We start from the raw sequence: 5,291 nt of genomic DNA, 5'->3' as shown, positions 1-5,291 counted from the left end.
GCAACGCAGGCCGAGGCGGACCAGACCAATGCCGCGACGCCGGGCACGACGGCCCAAGAGCAGACCACACAGCAGGCCACACCGCAGGCCGCCCCCGAAGCCGGCGTCGAGGTTTCGAGCCCCGGCTATGACGCCGCGGCGGGCGAGGACATCGTCGTTGTCGGGCGCAACATCCCGAACACCGTGCGCGCCACCGCACAGATCGTCTCGGTGCTGTCGAGCGCGGACATTGCGCGGACGGGCGAAGGCGACATCGCCGGCGCACTGACGCGCGTCACCGGCCTCAGCGTCGTCGGCGGCGGCTTCGTCTATGTCCGCGGTCTCGGCGATCGCTATTCGTCGTCGCTGCTCAACGGTTCGCCCTTGCCGAGCCCCGAGCCGCTCCGGCGTTCGGTTCCGCTCGACATCTTCCCGACCGCGATCGTCGGCTCGGCGCTGGTCCAGAAGCCTATTCGGTGAACTATCCCGGCGAATTCGGTGGCGGCGTGATCAACCTCACGACCAAGGCGATCCCCGAGAAGAACTTCCTGAGCATCGGCGGGTCGATCTCCGCCGACACCGTGACGACCAGCGAGCTCGGCTATACCTATTATGGCGGCGATGCGGACTGGATCGGCTTCGACGACGGCGCGCGCAAGGTGCCCGCCTTCATCAAGAACGCGCCCGGCGGCACCGGGATCATCCCGACCGACCAGGTCGCGCAGCTGACCAATGCGAACACGACGCTGCTCCAGCGCAACAACCAGCTGCCGGCCAACTGGTCGGGCGAGCTGAGCGGCGGATCGGTGTTCGACTTCGGCTCCGACCGGCTGGGCATCATTGCATCGCTGAGCGCGAGCAACACGTTCCGCACGCGTTCGTCGACTCAGCAGGATTCGGTGTCGACCGACGGCACGCTGCGCAATGATTTCCAGACGCTGCTGACCGACAACCGGATCGTCACCAACGCGCTGATCGGGCTGGGGTACGAATTCGGCCCGAACACGATCCGCTCGACCACCGTCTATATCCACGACACGCTGAAGCAGGCGCGCGGATCGTCGGCGACCGTCTACAACAATTCGAGCGGGCTGCGTTTCCAGCAGAACACCAACTGGTTCGAACGCCAGCTGTTCGAGAGCCAGCTGGTCGGCGAATTCAAGCTGACCGACGCGCTGAAATTCGACGCGCGCGGCGCCTATGCCAATTCGAAGCGCAACGCGCCGTACGAGCGGCAGTTCGACTATCTGTGCTCGGCAACCACCACGACCGGCCTGCCGATCAGCGTCGAGGCGCCCAACGGCTCGGACGGCGCGCAGTGCAACGGCGCCTATCAGGTGACCCAGCGCTTCACGCCGTTCGCCTCGATCATCTTCAGTGAACTGAACGAGGATCTGTACACCGGGCAGGGCGACCTGTCGTACAAGCTCGACACCGAGCGGCCGATGACGCTGTCGACCGGCTATTTCTATTCGGACACGAAGCGCAATTCGACGCGCCTCCAGTTCAACTATCAGACCGCCGCGGGCGGCGGCACCGCGCCGGGCTATCCCTACAACCTGCTGCGTCCCGACTATCTGCTCGGGATCGATTCGCTCAACGCGAACCAGATCCAGCTGCAGTTCAGCACGCCGCTCGGCGCCTATGCCTATGACGCGTCGCTGCGCATCCATGCGGGCTATGTCCAGGCCGAGGCCGAGGCGACCGACGGCGTCCGCGCGACGATCGGCGTCCGCTACGAGACCGCCGAGGAGCAGGTGACGCCGATCGGCACGACGACGACGCGGCTGAAGAACGATTATTTCCTGCCCGCCGCGACGCTCACCTACAACTTCGCGAACAACATGCAGCTGCGTGCGAGCGCGTCGAAGACGATCTCTCGCCCGCAGTTCCGCGAGCTCGCGCCGCAGCAGTTCCGCGATCCCGAATCGGATCGGCTGTTCTTCGGTAACCCGCTGCTGAAGGACTCGGAGCTCTACAATCTCGAGGGCCGCTACGAGTGGTTCTTCGCGCGCGACCAGCGCTTCACGCTCGGCGGCTTCTACAAGGAGATCAAGAACCCGGTCGAGCAGGTCGGCTTCTACACCGGCGCGGACGACCGGCTGCAGACCGGCTTCACCAACCTGCCCGAGGCGACGCTCTATGGCGCGGAGGTCGAACTCCAGAAATATTTCGACCTCGATTTCCTCAACTCGGACTTCTTCGCGACGCGCCGCGCGCTGTTCATTGCCAACTACACCTATTCGAAGTCGTCGATCACCGCGGACAATAGCTGCGTCCCGAACGTGCTCAACCAGACGCTCGGCGGGTGCCAGGCGGGCTTCGGTCCGGCCTCGCTCCAGTTCCGCGACGGCGCGTCGCTGACCGGCCAGTCGGATCATCTGGTCAACGTCCAGGTCGGGCTCGAGGATACGGCGTCGCTGTCGGCAATCACTCTGCTGTTCAACTATGCAAGCAATCGCGTGACCAACCGCGGCCCGTCGAACCTCAGCGGCGTCGGCTTCCAGCCCGACATCATCGAAAAGCCCGGCATCCGCCTCGACCTGGTCGCACGGCAGGGCTTCGAACTCGTCGGTGGCAAATGGGAACTCAAGGCCGAAGCGCGCAACCTGACCGGCACGCGGTTCCAGGAAGGCCAGACCTTCGACAATGGCGCGCAGGTGTTCATCAACCGCTACAATCTCGGCCGGGTGTTCACGCTGGGGCTGAGCACGACGTTCTGAAGCTGGGTGGCGGCGGGGCTGGGCCGGGGGGCTAGCACCGCCCCGTCATCCCGGCGGACGCCGGGACCCAGGGTCACAGGCGGCGCGCTGCGTGGCTCTGGGTCCCGGGTCGAGCCCGGGATGACGATGTTGGGGTAGCGTGGCGTACACCGCCTCCGTCATCCCGGCGAACGCCGGGACCCAGGGTCACGGGCGGCACGTTGCGTGGCTCCGCATCCCGGGTCGAGCCCGGGGATACCGGGGTAGGGGTAGCTACCCCCAGGGGCGCTCGCGGTACCATTTCGTGATGACGTATTTGACGCCGCTGCGGACCTTCATGCCGTGGTGGAGCGTCGCGGGGTTGGGCGTTCCGTCGGGCCGGCGGTTGTTCCAGGCGAGCAGCTTGCCCGTCTCGGGCTGGACGATCTTGTCGATCGCCTTGAACCGCGTCGCGCCGCCCGCCTCTGGCTGGTTGAGATAGACCATCACGGTCCAGGTACGATTGCCCGCAACGCTGCAATAGCGGTCATAGTCGACACCGGTCGGCTCGAAATAATCGGTATGGCCCTTGAACTCCTGCCCCACCGCATAACGCTGCCCCTGGAGCGGTTCGCCATAGATGCCATCGAGCCCGGTCAGCGCGGCGATCCGCGCCTCGACATCGATCACCACCGGATCGGCGGGGTCGAGGTCGCCCGTCTCGCTCGTCCGGTAGCTCGCATCGCCGTTCGAATCGGAAATCGTCGACGGGCGGCGGACGGCGTCGATCCGCTCGAGCAGCGCGGCGCACAGCGCGGGCGGCAGGAAGCCGCGGTTGAGGAACAGCGTCAGCTTGGGGCTCGGCACGCGCTGGACGCGGGGGGCTGCGGTCAGCCGCGCGACGACCGGCTCGGCGGGCAGGCCGCTGCCGAGCGAGACCGGAGAGGGGGCGGGCGGCGTGTCGGTGGAGGGGGTGACCATGATGCTGTTTTGCCGGGCAATCCGTGCTTGCGCCAGCGCGCCATAAATCTATCGCCAGATTGACGCGTAACTGTAACATGGCATGCCTAGCGCCATTGGGGGGCGCCAATGGCGGCGGCACCGCGTCGGGAGGGGGTTCGCTCATGCGATTGACGATCGACGCACGGGCGCGCCGTATCCTGCGGCGGCTGCCCGTGATCACGGTATATTCCGCCGGCGAGCTCGCGCAGATGGCGGGGCTGGCGGTGCAATGCGCGCGGCTGATCTGGGTCGCGGTGGCGCCGGTGACGCCGCTCGGCGCGTGGCGCCCGGCAGCGATCGCACCCGCGGGGGCGAATGGCGACATCCTGCGCAGCTTCGATCCGTTCTTCCGGCTGGGCGCGCCCGCCGGCGCGGACCCGCGACGGTCACCGCGTTGCAGCTGACGCTGTTCGGGACGCGGATCGACGATGCGACGGGGCGGAGCTCGGCGATCATCGCGGGTGCGGACAATGTCCAGACCAGCATCGTCGTCGGCGAAGAGATCCAGCCCGGCGTACGGCTGAAGGCGGTCGCGTTCGACCATGTCACGATCGATCGCGGCGGCGTCGACGAGGACCTGTTCCTCGACCAGTCCGACGCGGTCGCGCCGGTATCCCCGACCGGCGCAGTGCCGGGTGCGGCGCCACCGCCGGGCGGCGCGGGCATCGCGATCGGCCAGTTGCGCAGCGAGATCGGTTTCATCCCGCGGATCGACGGCGGCCGCGTCAGCGGGCTGACGGTCCGGTCGCAGGGCTCGGGCAACGCCTTCCGCCAGGCGGGGCTGCGCGACGGCGACATCGTCACCTCGATCGGCGGGCGTCCCGTCACCGGGCCGGGTGATCTCGACCGCATCGCCGCCGATTTCGCGCAGGGCGGCAACGTGCCCATCACCGTCGAACGCGGCAAGGACACGCTGCCGCTCGCCATCACGATCGCGCCCCCGCAATGATCTCCGGCATGACTTTCGCTTCCCTTCCCCTTTCCAAGACCAAGGCTGCAATGAAGAATCTGGTTTTCGCCTCGGTCCTTGCTCCGGTGCTGGCGCTGACGCTGGCGGCGGAAGCGCGCGCGCAGACGACGCTCAACGTCCGCGACGCCGATATTCGCGCGTCATCGCCGATGCCGCCAAGGTCACGGGGCGCACCTTCATCATCGACAACCGGGTGTCGGGCAAGGTGACCGTCGTCACCGACCGGCCGCTCAGCCGGTCCGAATATTTCGAGGTGTTCCTCTCCACGCTGCGCGCCAACGGGCTGGTCGCGGTGCCGACCTCGAACGGGGCGTTCCGCGTGCAGCCGCTCGACAATGCCGCGTCGCAGCCGAGCCGGATCGGCGTCGCGGGGGCGGCGCGCAACAGCTATGTCACCGAGATCATCCGCCTGCGCGCGACCGACGCGGCGAGCGCGGTCGATACCGTCCGCCCGCTGGTCAGCGCGCAGGGGTCGGTCACCGCGAACCGCGGGGGCAACAGCCTGGTGGTGGTCGATTTCGCCGACAATATCCGCCGCATCCGCGAGGTCATTCGCCGGGTCGATACCGACACCTCGTCGACGCGCGTCGTCGCGCTCAAGAATGCGAGCGCGCGCGACATCGCGACCGCGCTGCAGGGCCTGATCGGCACCGGCGGGG

Annotated in this window: 5 protein-coding genes and 1 pseudogene; 5 read left to right on the top strand and 1 reads right to left on the bottom strand. The window is 67.5% G+C overall.

Annotation, left to right across the window (positions count from 1 at the left end; genetic code table 11):
• Window positions 1-459, top strand: a 459-nt coding sequence (locus NI18_RS27470) for a TonB-dependent receptor plug domain-containing protein (protein WP_306286537.1), incomplete at its 5' end; no start/stop codon positions are given.
• The gene (locus tag NI18_RS19265; RefSeq protein WP_306286536.1) at window positions 456-2,702 is read left to right on the top strand and encodes a TonB-dependent receptor; all 2,247 of its coding nucleotides are present in this window, start codon (window positions 456-458) and stop codon (window positions 2,700-2,702) included. The genes NI18_RS27470 and NI18_RS19265, both read left to right, overlap by 4 nt.
• Before the next feature lie 252 nt (window positions 2,703-2,954).
• Here the strand turns inward: NI18_RS19265 and NI18_RS19260 are convergent, their stop codons facing one another.
• Window positions 2,955-3,641, bottom strand: coding sequence for a 2OG-Fe(II) oxygenase (locus NI18_RS19260; protein WP_052149355.1), 687 nt, complete (start codon window positions 3,639-3,641; stop codon window positions 2,955-2,957).
• 143 nt (window positions 3,642-3,784) lie between these two features.
• Between NI18_RS19260 and NI18_RS27465 the strand changes: the two genes are divergently transcribed.
• From NI18_RS27465 to NI18_RS19250, 3 genes and pseudogenes are all read left to right on the top strand, one after another.
• Complete coding sequence (locus NI18_RS27465) at window positions 3,785-4,066, top strand: hypothetical protein (protein ID WP_306286535.1); 282 nt, start codon at window positions 3,785-3,787, stop codon at window positions 4,064-4,066.
• Window positions 4,057-4,611: a type II secretion system protein N gene (locus tag NI18_RS19255; RefSeq protein ID WP_306286534.1), complete on the top strand. Its 555-nt coding sequence runs from the start codon at window positions 4,057-4,059 to the stop codon at window positions 4,609-4,611. Before NI18_RS27465 ends, NI18_RS19255 begins: the two co-directional genes overlap by 10 nt.
• Before the next feature lie 50 nt (window positions 4,612-4,661).
• Window positions 4,662-5,291 (top strand): annotated as a pseudogene (locus NI18_RS19250) (secretin N-terminal domain-containing protein); the annotation flags it as partial.

Source organism: Sphingomonas sp. Ant20 (assembly GCF_000783375.1).
In the GTDB taxonomy this organism is placed as follows: domain Bacteria; phylum Pseudomonadota; class Alphaproteobacteria; order Sphingomonadales; family Sphingomonadaceae; genus Sphingomonas; species Sphingomonas aerolata.
The sequence above is the reverse complement of the archived record's forward strand: the minus strand, read 5'-3'. Positions and strand labels throughout refer to the sequence as shown.